Genomic DNA, 19,691 nt, shown 5'->3' with positions numbered 1-19,691 from the left:
CTGTCTCCCGGGATCAGCGCGCGGGCGGCGTCGCCCGTTCGTCGAGCGTCAGCTGCAGGAACGTCAGATCCAGCCATTGGCCGAATTTGGCGCCCACCTGTTCCATGCGCCCCACCTCGCGGAACCCCAGCGCCAGATGCAGCTCAATCGAGGCCTGATTGCCGGATTCGATGCCGGCCACCATCACGTGCTTGCCGATTTCCCGCGCCCGTGCGATCAGCGCCAGCAGCAACGTCTTGCCAATCCCTGCGCCGCGATGCGCCTGATGAACATACACCGAATGTTCCACGGTATGGCGATAGCCATCCCAGGCGCGCCAGTCGCCGAACGACGCATAGCCGATCGCCTCGTCCGCGGCGTTCACCGCCACCAGCACCGGGTAGCCCGCCGCCTGGCGTTCGCCGATCCACGCCGCACGGTTGGCCGTATCCACGGTTTGTTCATTCCAGATGGCGGTGCTGTTCAACACCGCGTCGTTATAGATAGCGGCAATCGCCGCGCTATCGTTGAGCGTCGCATTTCGTATAATCATGGTTTACCCCGGCCAATTGTCCACTATAATACTACGATATGAATATTAAATTAGACAATCTAAATCAGCTGATCGGCGCGCGCATTCGCATTGAACGCGAGGCGCGCCACTGGTCGCTGTCCGATCTGGCCGAACGGGCGGGCGTCTCACGGGCGATGGTGCATAAGATCGAGCGCGGCGAGAGCAGCCCGACGGCGATGCTGTTGGGCAGACTGGCGGGGGCGTTCGGCCTCAGCATGTCCAAACTGATCGCCCGGGCGGAAACGCAAGAAGGCCGGCTGCTGCGCCGGGAAGATCAACCGGTGTGGGTCGATCCTGAGAGCGGCTACGTGCGGCGCCACGTGTCGCCGCGCACCGATCTGCCGCTCGATCTGGTGCGCATCGAACTGCCGGCCGGCGCGGCGATCCCGATGCCGGCGTCGGTGTACGCCTTCAAGCGTCAGCTGATCTGGGTTTTATCCGGCGAGCTGGTCTTTCTTGAGGGCGACGCGCGCCATGAAATGGCCGAGGGCGACTGCCTGGAGCTCGGCCCACCGGCGGACTGCCGCTTTGAAAACCAAAGCGATGAGGCATGCGTGTATTTGGTGGCGGTGCTGAGCGCCGCCTGACGGCTCGCCGGCGCTACCCCTGCGTCGGCTGGTTATAGCCGGCGTGGAAAAACTTCTCCGCCAACCGGCTGTCGCCGCCGGAGAAGAACTCGCTCATCGGCTCGCTGCCGAGGCCATAGGCGCGGCTGAGCTGCCCGGCCTCGAACGCCGCCCGGTTCTCGTCGCCGCAGCGCTGCGCCAAATGGTGGGCATAGCCGAGCACGAAACCGCGCTTGTAGTCGGAGCAAAAACGCGACAGCTCCGCCTCCGGCTTCAGGTTCTCCGCCTTTAACCCCGCCAACAGCCCTTTGCCAAAATGATCTCCCACGGGTTCCTCCTCACCACGCAATCGCTATATAACAAAATATATATCGAATGAGCGAACGAGAACATACTCCCTAAGTTTTACTCGCCGCATAAAAAAGGCCCGCCAAGCGGGCCTGCGAGAAAGCGGGCAATCACAGCGTGAAATTCAGCCCTTCGCTAACGGTCTTGCCGAGCGGCAGACGGCCCGACGGCGCTTCTTTCTCCTGCAGGAAATCCGGCAGGCGGGCTTTGTCGCCCGGTTTGCCGATCGCCACCATAGCGTGCACCGCATAGTCGTCCGGCAGCTGCAACGCCGCTTTGATCTTGTCGTGGTGAATGCCGCTCATGCAGTGGGTCAGCCAGCCTTTCAGATGCGCCTGATGCGCCAGGTTGGCCCAGGCCGCGCCGGTGTCGAACGCATGGGTCGGGTTGTCCACCAGCCGCTCGCCGTTCAGGCTGGTGGTTTTGGAGACGATCACCACCAGCGCCGAGGCGTGTTGCGCCCAGCCGCGGTTGAAGTCGATCAGGAACTCCAGGTAGTTCTCCCAGCTGTCGGAGCCGTGCTTGCTGTAGGCAAAGCGCCACGGCTGAATGTTGTAGGCCGAAGGCGACCAGCGCGCTGCTTCAAAGAAGCTCAGCAGCGTTTGATCGTCGATGGCGTCGTTGGTCATCGCGCGCGGCGACCAGCGCTCGATAAATTGCGCGTCAATCGGGTAATCGGAGATTCTTGGCTGGCTCATGATAGGTTCTCGCAGTGAAGTAAAAACAAAAGTTCGCTGATATTCCCACAGCTTAGGACGGTAAAACTTTTATTTCGTGCCATTGTCCTGCGGCAATTCCTGCCGCAGCCAGGCCAGAAACGCCCTGACCGGCGGGTGCCGCTCGCGCCCCGGCGCGCACAGCACGCTGTATGCGGCGCCCGGTACGCGCACCTCCGGCCGGTACGCCACCAGCAGACCGTTGTCCACCATCTCGGACACCATCACCGAGCTGGCGAGCACCCATCCCTGCCCGGCCACCGCCGCCTGCAGGGCGTAATGCTCCTCGTGATAGCTGCGCATCGCCGCATGGCGCTGCCACCAGTCCACGCCGGCGGCCCGGCACCAGTCATGCCAGCCGCTGTCGTACAGCGCCGAATCCCCCCACTTGACGGTGATCAGCACCGGGTTTTCCGGTTCGGCGGCGGCCAGCCCCGGCGCGGCGTAGACGCCAAAGCTTTCCTCCAGCCGCGCCGCCTGATGCAGCGCGGGATAATGCGCGCGGCTGTAGCGCACCGCCACATCCACGCTGGCGTCCTGCTGCAGGTCGATCACCTCGGCGCAGGCCTCCAGGCGCACCAGATAGTGCGGATGCGCCTGGTAGAAACGTCCCAGGCGCGGCACCAGCCACAGCGCCGCGAACGAGTGCGTGACCGAGACGCACAGCGAGCCGCTGCTGGGCTGCGGCCGCAGGCCCTCAAGCGTGGCGGCGACGTCCAGCAGCGCGCCATGCACTCCGGTAAACAGCGTTTCGCCCTTCGCCGTCAGCCGCACGCCGCGCGGCACCCGCTCGAACAGCGCAAAACCCAGCTGCTGTTCCAGCGCCTTGATCTGGTGCGAAATCGCCGTCGGCGTCACCGCCAGCTCGGCCGCCGCCAGCTTGAAGCTGCGCAGGCGAGCGGCGGATTCAAAGGTGCGTAACGCGTTGACGGGCAGCGTGGCGAACATGGCGAAGCCTCTTGAGATGAGTTGAGTTCATCCTGGCAGAAAAACCGTCATTTGTCGCCTGCGGACGCTTGCCTCTAAATTAAGGCTGAGTTCACTTCACACCAAGGAACATGACATGAATACAACTCATCAATCCAAACGCCTGGTGGTGCTGGTCGGCAGCCCGCGCCGCGACGGCAACAGCGCCACGCTGGCGCAGGCGATCATGGCGGGCGCCGCCGAAGCCGGCACTTCCGCCAGCCTGCATTTTCTCGACGATTACCTGAGCGGTTTCCTGAGCGATGAACGCCATACGCCGCCGCCGACCGATCGCTACGCCGAGCTGTTCCTGGAGCACTTCCTGCCGGCCGACGGCGCGGTATTTTGCACGCCGATTTACTGGTACGGCATGTCGGCACAAACCAAGGCCTTTTTCGATCGCTCGTTCAGCTTTTATTCCAACGCCTACCCTCAGGCGGAACAGGTGCACCAACGCATGAGCGGCAAACGCATCGGGCTGGCGGTGGCGTCGGAAGAAACTTATCCCGGCGCGGCGCTGGGCATCGTGCATCAGATCCAGGAGTTCAGCCGCTACACCCATTCCGCCTTCGTCGGGCTGGTGCACGGCGCCGGCAACCAGCGCGGCGAGATCGCCCGCGATCCGCGCAACCCGCTGCGGGCCGCCCGCGAGTTGGGGCGCGAGTTCTTCACCCGCCCCTACTCGGATTATCAGATGGACAGCCCGCGCAGCACGCAGGTTTGGACGGAATAGCCTCGGCCTCGGCCTCAACCGCCACTGCCGATTTGCCAGATAAAGGTCGGCGTATGGCGGTTAATTTCCCAGTCACCGATATTGCGCGCCTTGTAGATCACCGGATTATGTGAAGAGAGCGTGCGCGCATTGCGCCAGTGGCGATCCAACGCCTTGCCGGTACGGGTATCTGAAGCGCCGAGCGCATTGAACAATTCACCGGCGGCGCGCTGCACCCACTCCCCGGCGATGACCTGCGCCCTGGCGGCGTCCAGCTCCGCCGTCACGTTAAGCGCCTGCAGCAGCGCTTCATCGCCGGATCGATGCGCCTCGTAAGCCTGCTGCAGCGAGGAAGTCGCTTTTAGCACCGTCGCCTCAACCGCATAGGCCCAGGCGCTGATTTGCCCCACCACCTGCTGGATCTGCACGTCGTCCTTCACCCAACCGGCGTTGCCGTGGCTATAGATCCTTTTACGTTGCCTCACGCCCTCGCCGACGTCTCGCAGCACCGCGCGGCCGATCCCCGCCAGCGTCGCCAGCAACACATGCTGATAGAACGCAGTTTGGTAGCGGAAGCGCTCGGCAAAGTCATAGACGTGCGCCTGCTCGACCCGCGCATCAATAAAACGCGTGGTGCCGCTGCCGGTAGTGCGTTGGCCAAATCCGTCCCAGTCGTCGTCGCGCTCTACGCCCGGCTGGGCGACGTTCACCAAAGCGATCACCGGGCCGCCGCTGTCGCTGCGCTCGGCATACACGTCGATCCAATCGGCAAACAGACTGCCGGTGCTGTAAAATTTCTCGCCGTTGAGCGACCAGCCGTCGGCCTGCGGTGTTACCCGGGTATTGACCTGCCCCAGCTTCACGCCGCCGATCTCGGTCCAACCGCTGCCGACCAGCTCGCCGTCGAGAAAGCGTTCGAACCAGCGATCGCGCTCCGGGCCGTCCGGCGCGTTCAGCCGATCTTCCACGAAGGCGAAATGCGCCCGCAGCGCCTGCGGCAGGTTAGAGTCCGCCTCCGCCAGTTCGGCCAGCAGTTCGAACAGCTGCGGCAACGAAGCGCCGTCGCCGCCCTTTTCACGCGGGAGGCGCACCCTGCCGAACCCCGCCTCTTTCAGCCAACGGATCGGTTCATGCGGCAGCGTGCGCGACAGCTCGCGCTCCACCGCCCCGGCGGCGATTTCGGCGAAGATCGGCCGAAAACGCGCGGCCAGCTGTGCGTAGTCTGCTCCGGTGGATAACAGGTGTTGCGTCATGTCAGTGTCCTCTGTGGTTAAGCGCGATCGGCCAGATCGTCGATATCGCGCGCCGTCGGTTCAAAGCGAATGATCAGCAGGAAGACGATGGGGATCGCCGCCGCCAGTGAAACAATCCAAAACATGTCGGTGCCGAAGCGCGCCTGCAAAATCGGCAGAATAAACAGCGCCAGCGCGCTGCCGATACCGGACAGCGAACGGCCGAAACCGACGCCGGTGGCGCGGATCGCCGTCGGGTAAGAGAGCGCCGGGTAAATCATCATCTGCGCGCCGGGGCCGAATCCTTCGGCGAACAGCCATAGGCCCAACATCAGGATCGCCAGCCCAACGCCGAACGCCGCCTGCGGATGTCCGATCAACGCCAGGGCAATCAGCGCGATAAACTGCAGCGCGAATCCGGCGATCGCCACGTGGCGCGACGGATACTTCCATGCCAGACGCATGCCGAGCAGGCCACCGGTAAAAGCGAACAGCACGTTCAGCCCGAGCGAAGCGGAGATAGTTTCAAACACCCCGGCGCCGAGAAACTGCGCCAGAATCGACGGCAGAAAGAAGGCGATGGCGGTGTATTCAAAGGAAATGCAAACGTTCATCACGCTGGCGACCAGAGTGCGCTCGCGGTACGGCTTGCGGAACAGCACGCGGAAGCTGACCTTCGGCGGCGCCGCCGGTTGGGCGGCGTCAGGTTCCGCCTCATGGGCGGCAATGCCGTATGACTCGCGCAGGATGCGCGCCGCCTCTTTCAGATCGCCCTGGTTAGCGGCCCACAGCGGCGACTCGTTCATAAACTTGCTGCGCACCATGATGATCAGCAACGCCGGCACGGCGCCGAAAATCAACGAGGCGCGCCACAGCCAGTTCGCATATTCGGCCGGCAATAGAAAATAGAGCGCAAAGATGATCAGAAAACACACCGACGAAGCGGCGTACCACATCGGGCACCAGGCCGCCAGGCGCGACGCCTTGTTGGCCTTGCCGGTGAATTTGGAGAATTCGGCCAGATAGGCCATCGCCACCGGCAAATCAATGCCGACGCCGATACCCATCAAAAAGCGCGCGCCGATCAGCACCCAGACGTTGGGCGCCAGCCCGGCGGCGATGGCGGAAACCACAAAAAACAGCATATCGGCCATAAACACCTGATAGCGGCCGTACTTATCGGTCAACCAGCCGCCGACCAGGTTGCCGAGAATGGTCCCGACCATGATCGAAGAAGTTACCACCCCGGTCAGCAGCGGGCTGAGGCTGAATTCACGCACCACGTCATCGATGCCGTAAGACAGCGTGGTCAGGTCATAGGCATCGAGAAAAACACCGCCCAGCGCCAACAGCACGATCATGCGCGCATGGGTATTTTTCTCGCTGCGCTGGTTAATCAAACGCGCCACATCGCTGGCCGAGCCGATGGGCGCAGATAACGGCGGCGCGGTATCGATATTTAAGGTACTCATAGCTTCCTCGTTGTAATTGGCAGGTGACACCTCGTTTATAGGGTGAAAAAATTACGCCGACAAACAACAATTTCTTCTATAAATATCATTAATATCAATAAATTAAACACCGTTACGGCGTAACAAAAACGCCGGATTAACGCGCGTTAATCCGGTCTTTATCACGGTCATTTCGGGCGGGGATTATTCTGCCGAGACCGGCACCAGCACGCCTTTCACCCGCGGGTCGTCGGTGCTTTTCAGCCACGCCTGCAACCTGGGATCGGCAAACGCCCGCTGCAGCTTGCGAATATTTTCGTCCTGCAGATAGGGCGTGCCAATCACCAGCTGCGAAGCGAAGGTTTTCGGCGCCGGTGGGAACAAGATGCCCTTCTCACGCGGCACCTTGCCGGCGTCGAACTGCGACACATAGCCAATGGCCGCATCTACCGAATTCAGCGCGCGCGGCATGGTCAGCAAATCCAACTCCGTGAAGTTAAAATGGCGCTTGTTCTCGCGAATGTCTTTCAGCCTGGCGGTGCGCGCCTCGATCGCCGGATCCAGCCCGATCAGTCCAATGCGCTGCAGCAGCCACAACGCCTGCCCCTGATTGGCGCCGTCGTTGGGCACCACGATCTCCGCGCCGTCCGGCAACTCGGCGATCGACGTATAGCGGTCGGAATAAATGCCAAACGCCCACTGAAACACCGGCAGCGTCGGGGTCAGCTTAAAACCGTTGGCATCCACCACCTGCTTTAGCCACCACTGGTGCTGGTAGATCGTGGCGGCGTACTGCCCCTGCGCCACCGCACGATCGGCCTGCACCGGATCCTGCAGGCCAACCGCCTCCAGCCTGAGGCCGTAATCCGGCGCGATATGTTCGCCGACGTACTCGATCACCCGCTGCTCTCCGGCCATCGCCGGCTCAAAGTGCACTTTCAGCGTGCTGCCGAACTGCACCGTCTGCTGCTGGCGGGCGCTGAAGTGCCAAACCGCGGCGGCGATAATCGCCACCGCCGCGATACCCACCGGCCACGGCCAGCGTTTCTTCTTCACTATCTCAAAATCGTGATTAGGCATGATTAAAAGGTTTCCTGATGATGACGCAACGCGGCGACCAAGCGGTCACCAATAAACTGAATCAGTTGAATCGTGGCGATCAGCACCACAATGGTGGCGATCATGATGTGATTGTCGAAACGCTGGTAGCCGTACACCACCGCCAGATAGCCGATGCCGCCCGCGCCAATGGTGCCGGCGATGGCCGAATACTCGATCATCGAGATGACGTTCAGCGTGATGGCGGCGACGATCGCCGGCAGCGCTTCGCTGAGCTGCGCGCGGGTGACTATCTGCCAGATCGAACCGCCGGACACCAGCCCCACCGCCGTCACCTCCGGCGGCAGTTCGCGCAGCGCGTTCTCCACCAGCCGGCCGAAGAACGGAATGCCGGCGACGATCATCGGGATCACCGCCGCCGGAATGCCGATGGTGGTGCCGGTCAACCAGAAGGTGAACGGAATAATCGCCGCCATCAGCACCAGAAACGGCAGCGAACGGCCCATATTCACCAACCAGCTCAGCGCGCGATTCAGCGCCGGGCGCGGAAACAAGCCGCGCGATGAGGTGTTGAACAACACCACGCCGACGGCGCCGCCGATCGCCACCACAAACAGCATCACGATGCCGACCATCAGCCAGGTTTCGCCGTAGGCCGGCAGCATCAACCGATGGATCTCGCGCCAGGGTGTGTCCTGGCTCATCACGCTGTCAGACAGATTTTTCATACCGCCTCCCGCAAGGCCGCCGGCTGTTCCAGCACCTCGGCGAGAATGCCCAACCGCCGCAGCTCGCCCTGCAGTTCAGCCGCCGAACGCGAAATGCCGCCAAAACGCACCGCAATCTCCAACCGCCCGGCCAGGCTGCCGCCCACCACTTCAACGTGGCCGCCCAGCAGATCGATCTGCAGGTCGAGTTGGCGGCTGATGCGGCTGATCCAGTCGGAGGCCGCCGGCTGACGGGCGGAATAGGTTACCTGCAGCCGCAGCGCGGCGTCGGACGCCAGCGTCTTCAGCGGGAACAACCGGCGGCCCAGCGAGGAATCGGGCGCCGCCAACAGCTCGCGCACCGGCCCTTGCTGCACAATCACGCCGTCGCGGATCTCGGCCACCGCGTCGGCGGCGTCGCGCACCGCATCCATCTCGTGGGTGATCAGGATGATCGACAGGCCATACCGATCGCGCAGCTGTTTAAGCAGGCTGAGAATGGCCCCGGTGGCGTCCGGATCCAGCCCGGAGGTGGCCTCATCCGCCAGCAGCACCGACGGATTCAGCGCCAGCGCGCGGGCGATGCCGACCCTTTGGCGCTGGCCGCCGGACAGCTGCGCCGGGTAAAACGCCGCCTTGTCCGCCAACCCCACCGCCGCCAGCAGGCTCTTTACCCGCTTGTCGATATCGCGCGGCACCACGCCCAGATAGGTCAACGGCAGCGCCACATTCTGCCAGGCGGTTTTGCGCTGCAGCAGCGCGGAAGACTGGAACACCGTGCCTATCGCCCGCCGCTCCCTGCGCAGCGCCTCGCCCGCAAGCCGCGACAAGTCCTGGCCGTTCACCCGGATACTGCCGCTGCTCGGCCGTTCCAGCAGGCTGATGCATTTCGCCAGCGTCGATTTGCCCGCCCCGCTGGGGCCGACCACGGCGGTAATCGATCCGGCCGGCACCTGCAGCGAAACGCCCTTCAGCACCTCAATCCGTCGCCCGTCCGGCGCGCGGTAAGCCTTGTGCAATCCTTCAATCTCTATCATCGCATCCTCACTTGACGCTCAGTGCATCGGCCAAGGGCGCGCCGGCCGGCCAGCGGTAGCCCACCGCCGGGTGCGGCTCCGCCAGGCGCGGCCCCTGATTGAACAATTTTTCTCGCAGAGTGCCCGCCGTGTAGTCGCGCTTGTACGCTCCGCGTTTTTGCAGCTCGGGGACAAGCAGTTCCACCACGTCGGTGAAGGTTTCATGGGTAACGGCGTAGGCCAAATTGAAACCGTCAACATCCGTTTCCTCCACCCACGCCTGCAGTTCGTCGGCCACGGTTTGCGGGCCGCCCACCAACAGCGGGCCGAAACCGCCGATGCCGACCCATTCGGCGATGCCCTGTACGGTCCATTCACGGCTGGGATCGGCGCTGGAGAAAGTTTCCACCGCCGACTGAATGGCATTGGTGTGCAGATGCTTCAGCACCTGATCCGGCTGATACTGACCGAAATCGATGCCGGTCCAGCCAGACACCAGCGCCAGCGCGCCTTCGTAGCTGGTATAGGATTTGTATTCCCGCCATTTTTCCTGCGCCTGTCGGTCAGTTTCACCGACGATCACCGTCTGCAGGTTGAAGATCAGAATGCTGCGCGGGTCGCGCCCGGCCTCGGCGGCGCGGCGGCGGATATCGGCCACGGTTTTTTTCAGCAATGTTTTCGAAGGAGAAGCGACAAACACGCATTCGGCGTGCTCCGCGGCAAACTGCTTGCCGCGGCTGGAAGCGCCGGCCTGATACAGCACCGGCGTGCGCTGCGGCGAAGGCTCGCTCAGGTGAATGCCCGGCACCTGGAAGAACTCGCCTTTGTGGTTGATCGGATGAATTTTCGCCGGATCGCTGAAGATGCGCCGCTGACGATCGCGCAAAATCGCGCCGTCTTCCCAACTGCCCTCCAGCAGCTTGTAAACCACCTGCAGGTATTCATCGGCGTAGTCGTAGCGCGCATCGTGATCGGTCTGCGCCCGGTGGCCAATATTGCGCGCGCCGCTCTCCAGGTAAGAGGTGACGATATTCCAACCGATGCGCCCCTTGGTCAGGTGATCAAGCGTCGACAATCTGCGGGCGAAAGGATAAGGGTGCTCGAATGACAGCGAGGCGGTCAGCCCGAAGCCGAGATGTTCGGTAACCAGCGCCATCGGCGTCACCAGCGCCAGCGGATCGTTAACCGGCACCTGCGTCGCCTGGCGGATCGCCGCGTCGCCGCTGCCGTTAAGCACGTCGTAAATCCCCAGCACGTCGGCGATAAACAATCCATCGAACTTGCCGCGTTCCAGCAGGCGCGCCAGATCGGTCCAATATTCGAGATCCTTATACTGCCAGGAACGGTCGCGCGGGTGCGCCCACAGCCCCGGCGACTGATGGCCGACGCAGTTCATATCAAAAGCGTTAAGACGAATTTCACGTTGCGATGACATAGCGAGCTCCACAATTATCTGCCGGCCGCGGGCGAAGCCGGGCCGGATGGGGGGTCTTAGGGTGTTAAAAACGGGAATGGACGATCAGTTTGCAGCCGGACATCGCGCCAACAGGTATTGCGCGACGCTTTGGGCGTGTTCCGCCACCTGCGGCAGCCCCATCAGTTCGCCGAAGCGGCCGCGCGCCGCCGGGCCGGCCACCAGCAGGCGCGGGTTGGCAAGGCCGTCGCCGCCGATCGCCTGGCTGTCGGCATTGACCCACAGCCCCAATCCCAGCGGATCGGCGCGCAGCGCCCCCTGCTCAGCCAGCGAGCTGAGCAACGGGCTGGCGGCGATCAGGCCGGCATGAGCCGGACCCGTAGCGATCAGCAGCCGCTGCGCCTGCAGCGCCCGCTCTGCGCCCTGGCGCGGCAGAATCGTCAAGCGCACGCCCTGCGGCGAGGGTTCCGCCCGCCGCAGACGAGCGGCCAATACCTGCAGCGTGCCCGCCGCCTGTTGCTCCGCCAGCAGCGTGCTCACCTGCGGCGCAATGCGATAGCGGTGCACGTCCCAATAGGCGCGCAGATGCCGCAGAAAGCGCTGCTGTTCGGTCAGCGTCAATGCTTGCCACAGACGCTGGCCCTGGGCGCGCACCGCGTCCAACACCGCCTGCCACGGCACCCGTTGCCCAGCGGCGCGCACCACCTCAAGGCGCACCTGCCGCACCCCGTCACGCAGTCCGGATGGCGGGGTAAACGACCACGTCGGGTACTCCCCTTCGGCATTGGCACGCGGCAACAGGCCGTGACGAGAGAACGCGGTAATCGGCCCGCGATGCCCGCGGCGGTGCAACGCCGCCACCGCATCGGCCATCGTCAGCCCGCTGCCGACGATCGCCAACGATTCATCGGGCTCAATCTCATCCAGCGCCCCCTCCGCCCAGGGATTGGCGATCAACCGCGCGTCGCGCGCCAGTTCCGGGGCGATTTGCCGCGGCAGCGCAGGCGGCGGATGGCTGGTCGCCAACACCACATAATCACCCCACAGCCGTTCGCCGCCGGCGGTGATGACGGACGCGCCCTGCGCCTGCGGCTGCAGGTGCTGCGCCCGATCGCGCAGGTGCCGCACGCGGGCCAGGCCCGTCTGCGCCGCCTGATGAAAACGTTCCTCGACATAGCGGCCGAAGGCGCCGCGCTGCGGATAGGCCTTACCGTCGCGCCATAACGCCTGCGGATCGGCCGCCAGCCAGCCGCCCTGACGGAACCAGCGGTCAAAATCCCCCGCCGGTTCATCCGCCAGCTGCATCCTATCGGCCGGGACGTTGATGCGGTGGGTCGGATCGGTGGTCGAATACGCCACGCCATAGCCCGGCGCGGCGCGCGGTTCGATCACCGTGACATCCACCGCTCCGCGCGCCAGCTGGATCGCCAGCGCCGCGCCGGTGAAACCGCCGCCGATAACGATAATATGGGCACGCTTCGCCATCAGCCCTCCCGCTGCGCCGGGGCGGGACGACGATCGCCGCCGATGGTTTCGCCAAACGGGCCGGTATTGATCGTGCGAGCCGTCTGATGAGCCGACTGCGCCAGCGGCAGCAGCGGCATCACCAGCTCGGCGAAGCGGTGAGCCTCTTCCAGATGCGGATAGCCGGAAAGGATGAAATTGTCGATGCCCAGCGCCTGATACTCGCGTATGCGCGCCGCCACCTGCTGCGGGTTGCCCACCAATGCGGTGCCGGCGCCGCCGCGCACCAGGCCGACGCCGGCCCACAGGTTGGGGCCGATGCGCAGACTCTCGCGCGAGCCGCCGTGCAGCTCGCTCATGCGGCGCTGGCCGGTGGAGTCCATGCGAGCAAAGATCTGCTGCGCCGCCGCGATGGTGTCGTCATCCAGATGCGCGATCAGTCGCTCGGCCGCCGCCCAGGCTTCGTCTTCAGTTTCGCGCACGATAACGTGCAGGCGAATGCCATAGCTGAGTTTACGCCCCTGCCGCTCGGCGCGCTGGCGCACCGCCGCCAGCTTTTCCGCCACCTGAGCCAGCGGCTCGCCCCAGGTCAGGTAGGTGTCGATCTGCCCGGCGGCGATATCGATCGCTTCCGGCGATGAGCCGCCGAAATAGAGCGGCGGGCCGTTTTCCTGCACCGGCGGGAACAGCAATTCGGCGCCTTCGACGCGAATATGCTTACCGCTGAAGTCCACCTTCTCTCCTTTCAACAGCCGTTGATACACCGTGAGAAATTCCTGTGTCACCTCGTAGCGTTCGGCATGGCTGAGGAAGATGCCATCCCCTTTGTTTTCCACCGGATCGCCGCCGGTTACCACATTGATCAGCAGGCGTCCGTCCGACAGCCGATCCAGCGTCGCCGCCATGCGCGCCGCCAGGCTCGGCGGCTGCAGACCGGGGCGCACCGCCACCAGGTAGCGCAACCGGCGGGTGATCGGCGCCAGCGCCGCCGCCACCAGCCAGGAATCCTCGCAGCTTTTACCGGTTGGGATCAGCACGCCGTAATAGCCGAGGTTGTCGGCGGCCAGCGCTACCTGCTGCAAATAAGGCAGGTCCACCGGGCGCCCGCCCTGCGCCGTGCCCAGATAGCGGCCGTCGCCGTGGGTCGGCAGAAACCAGAAAACGTTGATGCGATCTTTCACTGACTCAGTCATTTATGCCTTTCCTATATAACTATTTTCAGTATTTATCGATAGAAAAACTTTGCTTGGTTATAAAAAGAAAAGCAGGATGCATGCCACATTGCAGATTTTAAAAAACCAATATATATCAATAGATTGATGAGATATCGACGTAAAAACACTGCTGCATTGGCAGCAGGCGGCGGCGGAAGGCTGTTGCCAATGCAGCACCGTGCGCCTTTTATCCTCTCGCGGCTGCCCATTGGCTGGGATAAGATTTTTTTCCCATCGTCGTAGACAGGAGACGCCCATGTACGATCCCCAACCGTTCGCCGCCGACAAGCCGGTGCTGATCGATCCGGCGTCGCTCGCTCTGCAAAGCGTGCTCGATCGGCTGGCTCCCACCGATGCCACCGTGCTGATCGTCGGTGAAACCGGCACCGGCAAAGAAGTGGTGGCGCGCTATCTGCACCACCACAGCGCGCGCCGCCATCAACCTTTCCTGGCGGTCAACTGCGGCGCGCTGACGGAAAGCCTGGCGGAAGCCGAACTGTTCGGCCATGAGAAAGGCGCCTTCACCGGCGCCGTCGGCACTCATCAGGGCTGGTTCGAAGCGGCGGAAGGCGGCACCCTGCTGCTGGACGAGATCGGCGAGCTGAACCTGTCGCTGCAGGTCAAGCTGCTGCGCGTGCTGCAAGAGCGGGAGATCACCCGCGTCGGTTCGCGCAAACCGCTGAAGATCGATGTGCGGGTCATCGCCGCCACCCACGTCGATCTGGCCGGCGCGATTCGCCAACGGCGGTTCCGTGAAGATCTCTATTACCGCCTGAACGTGGCGGCGGTGACGTTACCGCCCTTGCGCCAGCGGCCGGACGATATTCCGGTGCTGGCCAGACATTTTCTTGCGCTGTACGCCCGCCGTTTGGAACGGCCACTGCCGCGGTTGACGGCGGAAGCGCAGCAGGCGCTGCTGGACTACCCTTGGCCTGGCAACGTGCGCGAGCTGGAGAACACGCTGCATAATGCGGTCTTGCTGAGCCAGGAGGGGGCGATCGCACCGCAGCAACTGCAGCTTACCCATCGCCTGACGGATAACGACGGCGGCGACGACGCCATCGACCGCTTTGTGCAGCGGCAGTTGCAAGGCGACAGCGCACAGCTTTACCAACGGGTGCTGGATGCGCTGGTGCGCAACGCCTTCGAACGCAGCGGCGGCAACCAGCTGCAAGCGGCGTCGTTGCTCGGCGTCAGCCGCAATACCCTGCGCACCCATTTGGCACATCTTGGTCTGATCAAACCGCGCCGTCGCAGCGCCGGCGCACCCGCACATTCACCGGCCATCGCCGCAGCGTCTCTGCCCGAACGCGAACTGCGCATCGGCTATCAAAAGTTCGGCAACCTCGGGGTGCTCAAGGCGCGGCAAAGCCTGGAACAGCTCTTCGCCACACAGCGCATCAGCGTGTTGTGGAGCGAGTTTCCCGCCGGGCCGCAGCTGCTGCACGCGCTCGACGGCGATGAGATAGACTTCGGCACCACCGGCGAAGTGCCGCCGATCTTCGCCCAGGCACAGGGCAATGCGCTGGTGTACGTCGGTTTTGAGCCGCCGGCGCCGCAGAGCGTGGCGATGGTGGTGCCGCAAGACAGCCCGATACGCAGCGCCGCCGATCTGCGCGGCAAACGCATCGCGCTTAACAAAGGCTCTAACGTGCACTATTTATTGCTGCAGATGCTGGACGAACAGGGATTGACGTTGAACGACGTGCGTATCGTCTACGCGCCGCCGAAGTATCCGCTGTCGGCGACCGACCTGCAGGCGGTGGACGCCTGGATGATGTGGGATCCGCTGCTCAGCGACGCGCAGCGCAACGGGGAACTGCGCGTGATCGCCGACGGCACCCAGCGGGTGCTCAATCAGCAATTCTACCTGGCGCGCCGCGGCTTCGCCGAGCGTTCGGACGATCTGTTGCGGCCGCTGATGCAGGCGCTGCAGCACACCGGCCGTTACATCGCCGCGCAGCCAAGAGAAGCCGCTCGTCACCTTTCCAATGAACTGGGGCTGGCGAGCGCCTCACTGGAACTCGCGCTGTCGCGCCGCAGCCATGAGGTTCGCGCCATGGATTTACAGGTGATCCGTCAGCAGCAAAGCATCGCCGACCGCTTCTACGCCCTCGGGCTGCTGCCCAGAGCGATCGCCGTGCGCGAGGCGGTCTGGCCGCGGGGATCTTAGCCTGGCTTCGAGGGGGAGCAGCATCGGCCGCCCTTTCGCCTCTCCACGCAACCCCATACCGCCGCCGGAACCGAGCGGTAAGGCCAATGCCGCAAAGACATTTTTAGGTAAAATATACCGCCGATGTCAGTGCTAGGATTAATTCGCTATCATTTTATGTGCACTTTCAATTAACGTTACCCTGTTATTTTCGCATTCGCCGGTCGTCATGACCGGCTTTTTTATTTCTCCGTCTCACCGGCCAAAAATATCGCTTTTTGGTAAAAAAAAACGCACCAGGTAGGGTTACATAGGAACTGCATGACCTTATTTCCCGTATAGGGGGCGTGCATCTCAGAGAGATTGTCGATGTTTCATTGGCCGGCGTTAATCGCCGGCTTTTTTTATCTTCATTTTATGACGCCTGCGTTGCGCAGGCCCCCCGTCTTATTGCCAGAGAGGATGCGCGCACGCCGGGTCTATTGTTCCGTGAGATAACACTTTTCGGTAAATAAAAATCCCCAACGCGCGCTATTATTTAATTGTAGTGTTGTCATACCTATTGAATACCCCATGCTTACCGATCCTCGCGGTCGGTTTTTTTTCTCCCTCGCCAACCTTCGTTGGTTGAAGCAGGCTTATGGGGCGTTGACAGGTGGACGCCATCAAAATATCGATGGCATAACCAAAGCTTTCCGTTGTAATCAGGCAACCCTCTGCCATGTGCGATAAACAAAGATCATTTTATCGGGATGAAATACCACATGCTGACGTTTTCCTTTTCACCTGGACAGTGATCGTGGATTTTAAAGATTACGCTTTGCGTGATGAAGATATCCAGAGAAGCCAACACCCCCTCATAGAGCGATAGGATGAACTCGTTTTCACTCATCTTTTTTTCTTTGCGCCTGATCGCAATGTACTTTGCCGATGCGTTGTACAGGCTACAGGTTATTGGATTCTTTACGTTTACCTTCATCTGCCCCCGGCTGATTACCGGCGAAAGCAGTTGCACGATCCTTTTTTTCTCGTAATACTCATGCAAATTCAAGTACACGATGCTGCTGGGGAAAGGCTCTTTATCGAAGCCAATAATCGGTTGGTAATTGAGAAAAGGCCAATCGCGCAGGGTTCTGAATGTTCTCGGCGGGCAACCGAACTGATTTGAAAACGCACGGCTAAATGATTGCTGAGAACTAAATCCAGAGAGCAACGCGATTTCATAGATCTTCATATCGGTACATTTCAGCAATAACGTCGAGCGGCTTAGTCTGCGCTTTCTGATATAGGTCCCTATCTTCATCCCTTCATACAAATAGAACATCCGTTGTAAATGCCCGATGGAATACCCTGACTTAATGGATAACGCCCTTATTGATACATGGCTTTGTGTATCAATGGCTTTTTCAATGATAGCGATTATCTCATCTAAAATATTGCGTCTGAACTTGTTAGAACAATCCATAGTAAAGCCTGTCATCTTGCTATTTTTATTATTGAATGCATCCCTCTTCTTGCAGAATCAAAAGCTGTCCGACTTGCTTTCTTTCGAAGAATGGCATTCCCATACCCGTTCAAATATATCCACGTATCACGTTGCACAAAAATCATTTCCAGGATGAAAGATGCCGATTCACCTCTCGCACAAGATGAGATTCGCAAAGAAGTCGTGTGGAAAAACGCTGATAAACCACGAGCGCCAAGACAGAAAAACGCAGGCCACAGCCAGAAGATAAATAGCAATCGCTATTTTTCGAGAAAATACCCCCCCATATTCCTCCCTGAATGTCATTAGCCTTGATGCCCCCTTGAATTAACCATTATTTAATTTCACAATCCCCTGCCGGGCCTATTTTCCGCTTCCCCCTACTCTTAAACATAGAATAGTTAATTATTTCGATTCGAAAAGATGTTACTGTCAATAAATTGGCAGCCATATAGTGTTTTTATCTATCAATGAGCAAAAATTGTGCTCCCACCAGCTTGGTTCATTCATATAAGTGAATAAAAATCAACAAATTAATATACTTAAAATGTATCCATACACTTTCTACTTCTTCGCCATACGCTGCTATTTGGTAAATGACACTTTTAAGTACATTTTTTTTAATTTACCGCGTTAATATTGCACGCGTTCTATACTCAGGATATTGCCTAAAAGATCGGATGAATTGGGGCTTATCGCTGAATACCGATATCGCGTTATTTTACCCAACGCAACCATTAGGCAGATAACTAAAAGGGAGCTCCTGCATGTTTATAACCAAAGTCATTGAGGAGCTGCTCGCCTGGGTGGAAGAAAGTGGGTTCAATGAGAAGCTTACCGTTGAGATGCTGTCAGAAAAAAGCGGATATTCACGCGGGCATATCCAAAAAGCGTTTAAAGATGAAACAGGGATGACTTTCGGAAGCTATGTGAGGGGCAGAAAACTCATTCGCGCCGCATTTATGTTGAAAGCGACGAACCTCTCTATTTCCGATATCGTTAAAGCGCTGAACTTTCAGTCATATCAATCCTTTGAACGGGCCTTTCGCAAGCAATTCAGAACCTCGCCGATGCAGTATCGCAAAAGTAAATCGTGGGACGTGTCCTCCGCCATCCCATTGCTGTTTCTCGACGGCATTCCCGAGCATCGCTATGTGCACCTGCCAAAATTTTTCGACGATTCAGGGGATGGCGTTGATGCAGAGATATATCACTTCCATCCTGCGGTTTCCGCGCTGCGATTGGCGGCAATTGATAACATGAAAAAAACGGATAGCGGCGTGATTAATTTTTTCAATTTTGGCGCGAGCATCAGGAAAGAGAATTACGTCAGCATCTATTTGAAGACCCTCTATATTTCTGAAGAAGACTGTCTTGGCAACGTGCTTGCCTCCCTGGCCGACGCCCAGGGAAAAAAAGACATGCAACTTTTTGCAGAGTTCAGTTTTGATGGCGCAAGCGATGAGGCGCAAAAATTCACGCAAAGCATCTACACCAAATCATTCCCGATAAATAAAGTTGGCATGATCGATCGCTTTCTCATTGAAATTATCACCCCCAAAGGCGGCGATAGAATAGAGATGAAGACCTATATCCCCATTGTCTTCCCGATCAAACACAGAGAGAAAGAGGTAGCGCCAGGGCCAGAGCGGTAACCCTGTCACGATCGGTGTTGCTATTTATTAAAAATGGTAATAATTTATATTTATCAATAAAGAATTATGATGAGTTTAGGCTCAAAACCACGCATTATCCACTCGCCAAAAAGCACCAACTTTAAGACTTATCTAATTGGAAAACACATTAACATCTCCCTGAAAATCGCGCCAAGATGGGATCTTCTCGCCCTCACAAGGAATAACCGCTTATCCGTTAAGCGTTCTCTCCGATATGACTTACGTACCAAAACCTTAAATATCAATACGTTACCCATATTTACTTTTTGTGCGGTTGATTGGATAACTTATTGTTTTTATTTCATTTTTTATAAATCCCTCGCCTGAGCGCAGCCGACATTTTTCGCTTTATCCCGCCCGCCCGCTTGTAGACATCCCCAGATAGTGACGATATTTTATTTCCACGAGACTTATTTTTACGGGTGCTATCAATATGCCTTAAACAAGAATAAAGCGCGTCAGGAAAATAGAGTTATGAGTATTCAATTATGGTCTAAAAACCTAAAAAAACACTATCCTAATGTTAATGTTGAAAAAGTCACCGTCGGCGAACGCGGGAAAGGTTATATTGTCTATGTCGATGGAGAAAGAATGGCATTGAATCATTTTTTTCGCCGCTTCTACCGACACCGGCTTGATAAAGAATGACGTTTCACTCTGAACTCAACGCAGGGTAAACCTCTACGCAACCTCGTGATTAAAAGCGATTCCGCATTCATCATCACTCTAAATAATTAGTCCAGAGAGGCTCTTTCATTCAATGCGTTTATCACTGCAATAGAATATCGGATTGCCCAGCACACCCAAAACCGTATCTCTGCGAAACGGTTACAACCCGGTATTAAATAAAAACATTGATGGTTATTTTTATCGCGCGCGTTCTGTCATCGCCCAATAAAATCCCCTTATCTTGGTCCGGCGACTGATCCAAACCGCAATGGCCACTGTTGAAATGGATA

At 59.4% G+C, this 19,691-nt stretch carries 18 protein-coding genes; 5 read left to right on the top strand and 13 right to left on the bottom strand.

Annotated features, from left to right (window positions below; genetic code table 11):
* Window positions 1–13: 13 nt before the first annotated feature.
* Window positions 14–532: a GNAT family N-acetyltransferase gene (locus tag ACJ8PL_RS10995; RefSeq protein WP_151254650.1), complete on the bottom strand. Its 519-nt coding sequence runs from the start codon at window positions 530–532 to the stop codon at window positions 14–16.
* 38 nt (window positions 533–570) lie between these two features.
* Between ACJ8PL_RS10995 and ACJ8PL_RS10990 the strand changes: the two genes are divergently transcribed.
* Entirely contained in the window at window positions 571–1,140 is a 570-nt protein-coding gene (locus ACJ8PL_RS10990; RefSeq protein ID WP_115436245.1) for a helix-turn-helix domain-containing protein, read from the top strand.
* A gap of 13 nt (window positions 1,141–1,153) precedes the next feature.
* Here the strand turns inward: ACJ8PL_RS10990 and ACJ8PL_RS10985 are convergent, their stop codons facing one another.
* From ACJ8PL_RS10985 to ACJ8PL_RS10975, 3 genes are all read right to left on the bottom strand, one after another.
* A complete protein-coding gene (locus ACJ8PL_RS10985) occupies window positions 1,154–1,447 on the bottom strand; it encodes a DUF2623 family protein (protein WP_016927116.1) in 294 nt (97 codons plus the stop codon).
* 130 nt (window positions 1,448–1,577) lie between these two features.
* The gene (locus ACJ8PL_RS10980) at window positions 1,578–2,165 is read right to left on the bottom strand and encodes a nitroreductase family protein (protein ID WP_015378412.1); all 588 of its coding nucleotides are present in this window, start codon (window positions 2,163–2,165) and stop codon (window positions 1,578–1,580) included.
* Between the two features lie 69 nt (window positions 2,166–2,234).
* A complete protein-coding gene (locus ACJ8PL_RS10975) occupies window positions 2,235–3,131 on the bottom strand; it encodes a LysR substrate-binding domain-containing protein (protein WP_110147157.1) in 897 nt (298 codons plus the stop codon).
* A 115-nt stretch (window positions 3,132–3,246) separates the two neighbouring features.
* Between ACJ8PL_RS10975 and ACJ8PL_RS10970 the strand changes: the two genes are divergently transcribed.
* The gene (locus ACJ8PL_RS10970) at window positions 3,247–3,882 is read left to right on the top strand and encodes a flavodoxin family protein (protein ID WP_033639921.1); all 636 of its coding nucleotides are present in this window, start codon (window positions 3,247–3,249) and stop codon (window positions 3,880–3,882) included.
* A gap of 14 nt (window positions 3,883–3,896) precedes the next feature.
* Here ACJ8PL_RS10970 and ACJ8PL_RS10965 read toward each other — a convergent pair whose 3' ends face one another.
* The 8 genes from ACJ8PL_RS10965 to ssuD form a co-directional block, all read right to left on the bottom strand.
* Window positions 3,897–5,114, bottom strand: coding sequence for an acyl-CoA dehydrogenase family protein (locus tag ACJ8PL_RS10965; protein WP_033639920.1), 1,218 nt, complete (start codon window positions 5,112–5,114; stop codon window positions 3,897–3,899).
* A gap of 17 nt (window positions 5,115–5,131) precedes the next feature.
* Window positions 5,132–6,565 carry an MFS transporter gene (locus ACJ8PL_RS10960; RefSeq protein WP_016927112.1) on the bottom strand — a complete coding sequence of 478 codons (1,434 nt, stop codon included), beginning with the start codon at window positions 6,563–6,565 and terminating at the stop codon, window positions 5,132–5,134.
* Window positions 6,566–6,748: 183 nt separating this feature from the next.
* Window positions 6,749–7,624: a MetQ/NlpA family ABC transporter substrate-binding protein gene (locus ACJ8PL_RS10955; protein WP_016927111.1), complete on the bottom strand. Its 876-nt coding sequence runs from the start codon at window positions 7,622–7,624 to the stop codon at window positions 6,749–6,751.
* A 2-nt stretch (window positions 7,625–7,626) separates the two neighbouring features.
* Window positions 7,627–8,331 carry a methionine ABC transporter permease gene (locus ACJ8PL_RS10950; protein ID WP_016927110.1) on the bottom strand — a complete coding sequence of 235 codons (705 nt, stop codon included), beginning with the start codon at window positions 8,329–8,331 and terminating at the stop codon, window positions 7,627–7,629.
* A complete protein-coding gene (locus ACJ8PL_RS10945) occupies window positions 8,328–9,347 on the bottom strand; it encodes a methionine ABC transporter ATP-binding protein (protein ID WP_110147160.1) in 1,020 nt (339 codons plus the stop codon). Before ACJ8PL_RS10945 ends, ACJ8PL_RS10950 begins: the two co-directional genes overlap by 4 nt.
* 7 nt (window positions 9,348–9,354) lie before the next feature.
* On the bottom strand, window positions 9,355–10,761 hold the full coding sequence (locus ACJ8PL_RS10940; protein WP_049300268.1) for an LLM class flavin-dependent oxidoreductase: 1,407 nt from the start codon (window positions 10,759–10,761) through the stop codon (window positions 9,355–9,357).
* An 84-nt stretch (window positions 10,762–10,845) separates the two neighbouring features.
* Window positions 10,846–12,225: an FAD/NAD(P)-binding protein gene (locus tag ACJ8PL_RS10935; protein ID WP_305178204.1), complete on the bottom strand. Its 1,380-nt coding sequence runs from the start codon at window positions 12,223–12,225 to the stop codon at window positions 10,846–10,848.
* Complete coding sequence (gene ssuD, locus ACJ8PL_RS10930) at window positions 12,225–13,397, bottom strand: FMNH2-dependent alkanesulfonate monooxygenase (protein WP_197829818.1); 1,173 nt, start codon at window positions 13,395–13,397, stop codon at window positions 12,225–12,227. The genes ACJ8PL_RS10935 and ssuD overlap by 1 nt, the downstream gene beginning before the upstream one ends.
* 277 nt (window positions 13,398–13,674) lie before the next feature.
* Between ssuD and ACJ8PL_RS10925 the strand changes: the two genes are divergently transcribed.
* Window positions 13,675–15,591, top strand: a complete 1,917-nt coding sequence (locus ACJ8PL_RS10925) for a sigma-54-dependent Fis family transcriptional regulator (protein ID WP_305178199.1) — start codon at window positions 13,675–13,677, stop codon at window positions 15,589–15,591.
* Between the two features lie 718 nt (window positions 15,592–16,309).
* Here the strand turns inward: ACJ8PL_RS10925 and ACJ8PL_RS10920 are convergent.
* Entirely contained in the window at window positions 16,310–17,050 is a 741-nt protein-coding gene (locus tag ACJ8PL_RS10920; RefSeq protein WP_233504947.1) for a helix-turn-helix domain-containing protein, read from the bottom strand.
* Between the two features lie 773 nt (window positions 17,051–17,823).
* Between ACJ8PL_RS10920 and ACJ8PL_RS10915 the strand changes: the two genes are divergently transcribed.
* Together ACJ8PL_RS10915 and ACJ8PL_RS10910 are read left to right on the top strand one after the other, a co-directional pair.
* Window positions 17,824–18,711 carry a helix-turn-helix domain-containing protein gene (locus ACJ8PL_RS10915; protein WP_079449911.1) on the top strand — a complete coding sequence of 296 codons (888 nt, stop codon included), beginning with the start codon at window positions 17,824–17,826 and terminating at the stop codon, window positions 18,709–18,711.
* 495 nt (window positions 18,712–19,206) lie between these two features.
* On the top strand, window positions 19,207–19,380 hold the full coding sequence (locus ACJ8PL_RS10910) for a hypothetical protein (RefSeq protein ID WP_153297017.1): 174 nt from the start codon (window positions 19,207–19,209) through the stop codon (window positions 19,378–19,380).
* Window positions 19,381–19,691: the final 311 nt, after the last annotated feature.

Source organism: Serratia sp. CY83965, from assembly GCF_052166375.1.
Taxonomy (GTDB): Bacteria; Pseudomonadota; Gammaproteobacteria; order Enterobacterales; family Enterobacteriaceae; genus Serratia; species Serratia marcescens.
Note: the sequence above shows the minus strand (reverse complement) of the source record. Positions and strands in the feature narration are given on the sequence as shown.

What these genes read in the sequence shown, in the direction of transcription:
- ACJ8PL_RS10995 (WP_151254650.1), bottom strand. Translation starts at nt 532, where the DNA reads ATGATTATACGAAATGCGACGCTCAACGATAGCGCGGCGATTGCCGCT.
- ACJ8PL_RS10990 (WP_115436245.1), top strand. Translation starts at nt 571, where the DNA reads ATGAATATTAAATTAGACAATCTAAATCAGCTGATCGGCGCGCGCATT.
- ACJ8PL_RS10980 (WP_015378412.1), bottom strand. Translation starts at nt 2,165, where the DNA reads ATGAGCCAGCCAAGAATCTCCGATTACCCGATTGACGCGCAATTTATC.
- ACJ8PL_RS10975 (WP_110147157.1), bottom strand. Translation starts at nt 3,131, where the DNA reads ATGTTCGCCACGCTGCCCGTCAACGCGTTACGCACCTTTGAATCCGCC.
- ACJ8PL_RS10970 (WP_033639921.1), top strand. Translation starts at nt 3,247, where the DNA reads ATGAATACAACTCATCAATCCAAACGCCTGGTGGTGCTGGTCGGCAGC.
- ACJ8PL_RS10965 (WP_033639920.1), bottom strand. Translation starts at nt 5,114, where the DNA reads ATGACGCAACACCTGTTATCCACCGGAGCAGACTACGCACAGCTGGCC.
- ACJ8PL_RS10960 (WP_016927112.1), bottom strand. Translation starts at nt 6,565, where the DNA reads ATGAGTACCTTAAATATCGATACCGCGCCGCCGTTATCTGCGCCCATC.
- ACJ8PL_RS10955 (WP_016927111.1), bottom strand. Translation starts at nt 7,624, where the DNA reads ATGCCTAATCACGATTTTGAGATAGTGAAGAAGAAACGCTGGCCGTGG.
- ACJ8PL_RS10950 (WP_016927110.1), bottom strand. Translation starts at nt 8,331, where the DNA reads ATGAAAAATCTGTCTGACAGCGTGATGAGCCAGGACACACCCTGGCGC.
- ACJ8PL_RS10945 (WP_110147160.1), bottom strand. Translation starts at nt 9,347, where the DNA reads ATGATAGAGATTGAAGGATTGCACAAGGCTTACCGCGCGCCGGACGGG.
- ACJ8PL_RS10940 (WP_049300268.1), bottom strand. Translation starts at nt 10,761, where the DNA reads ATGTCATCGCAACGTGAAATTCGTCTTAACGCTTTTGATATGAACTGC.
- ACJ8PL_RS10935 (WP_305178204.1), bottom strand. Translation starts at nt 12,225, where the DNA reads ATGGCGAAGCGTGCCCATATTATCGTTATCGGCGGCGGTTTCACCGGC.
- ssuD (WP_197829818.1), bottom strand. Translation starts at nt 13,397, where the DNA reads ATGACTGAGTCAGTGAAAGATCGCATCAACGTTTTCTGGTTTCTGCCG.
- ACJ8PL_RS10925 (WP_305178199.1), top strand. Translation starts at nt 13,675, where the DNA reads ATGTACGATCCCCAACCGTTCGCCGCCGACAAGCCGGTGCTGATCGAT.
- ACJ8PL_RS10920 (WP_233504947.1), bottom strand. Translation starts at nt 17,050, where the DNA reads ATGACAGGCTTTACTATGGATTGTTCTAACAAGTTCAGACGCAATATT.
- ACJ8PL_RS10915 (WP_079449911.1), top strand. Translation starts at nt 17,824, where the DNA reads ATGTTTATAACCAAAGTCATTGAGGAGCTGCTCGCCTGGGTGGAAGAA.
- ACJ8PL_RS10910 (WP_153297017.1), top strand. Translation starts at nt 19,207, where the DNA reads ATGAGTATTCAATTATGGTCTAAAAACCTAAAAAAACACTATCCTAAT.